Annotated in this window: 1 protein-coding gene; it reads left to right on the top strand. The window is 45.1% G+C overall.

The window, feature by feature from the left end; translation table 11 throughout:
• On the top strand, positions 1 to 1,286 hold a 1,286-nt coding region (locus FTU90_RS15920; protein ID WP_180073112.1), incomplete at its 5' end, for an ISNCY family transposase.
• Positions 1,287 to 1,340: the final 54 nt, after the last annotated feature.

The following is a 1,340-nucleotide window of genomic DNA, read 5'->3' as shown; positions in this document are numbered from 1 at the left end:
AAGACGTTCGAGATCATCGTATTACACAAGTCCGTGCTGCTGAAATCCTTAATCTTTCAACCCGTCAAATTACCCGGTTATTACAGAAGCTCAATCAAGATGGTGTTTCAGGTATGGCGCATGCCAGCCGTGGTCAACCTGGCCATCGTCGCCATGATGATTTATTAAAATCAAAATGTCTTTCCATTATTTCCGAACATCTGCTGGGATTTGGACCTACCTTGGCCCATGAGAAGCTCAGCAGCATATTTGACCTGAATATCCCGGTAGAAACGCTTCGGCGCTGGATGACTGCAAATGACCTGTGGATTCCGCGATCCAAGCGCCTTAAACGTCCATATCAGCCACGTTATAACCGTGATTGCTTCGGTGAGCTGATCCAGATTGATGGCTCATATCATGACTGGTTCGAAGGACGCGCTGCTAAGTGCTGTTTATTGGTGTATATCGATGATGCCACTGGAAAGCTGTTGCATCTGCGCTTCTGTGAGGCAGAAACGACCTTCGACTATATGCTTTCAACCCGAGCCTACATTGAACAATACGGTAAGCCTCTGGCCTTTTATAGCGATAAACATTCGGTCTTCCGAGTGAACCAGAAATCGAGCCAGGACAGCAAGATCACGCAATTTGGCCGGATTCTGAATGAGTTAAACATTGATATTATCTTTGCCAACTCACCCCAGGCTAAAGGCCGTGTGGAACGTGCCAATAGAACCCTTCAAGACCGTTTGATCAAGGAGATGCGTCTGGAAGGCATCAGTTCAATTGCCGAAGCCAATGCCTGGTTACCCTGCTTTATTGAGCATTTCAACCAGAAGTTCGCCAAGTGTGCGCGAAATTCAAAGAACTTACATCGTCCGCTAACAGAGTCTGATGCTGAGCTGGAGGATATATTCACCTGGCAGGAACCGCGTAAGGTCACGAAGAACCTCACCATCACCTATGACAAGTGTATTTATCTGCTTGAACCGACAGAGCTGAATCATAAGCTTGTTGGGCAATACATTTCATTTCTGGAGTACCCGGATGGCACTGTGGCGATCATGCATGAAGGACGGAAGATCAACTATAGTGTCTTCAATAAACTGGCTGGACTACAGCAGAATGAAGTGGTTGAGAATAAAAGATTAGGCTCGGTTCTGGCGCATATCCAGCAACAGCATGAAGAGTTGGAAAAACAAAATAAACGTTCCCGTCTCAAGAAAAGTATGCCGAGTCGTAAAGCTCAGAAAGCGGTTATTGAACAAAGAAATTTAAATCCTGTGCTTGACTCTTGCAGTTAAAAACAGGACATTTTAAATGGTTTATCGCATAGACATTTTAATTGGTGAATAACA

The sequence above is a fragment of the Acinetobacter sp. YH12200 genome, from assembly GCF_013418175.1.
GTDB lineage: Bacteria > Pseudomonadota > Gammaproteobacteria > Pseudomonadales > Moraxellaceae > Acinetobacter > Acinetobacter pseudolwoffii.
This window is presented reverse-complemented; position numbering and strand designations above follow the sequence as displayed.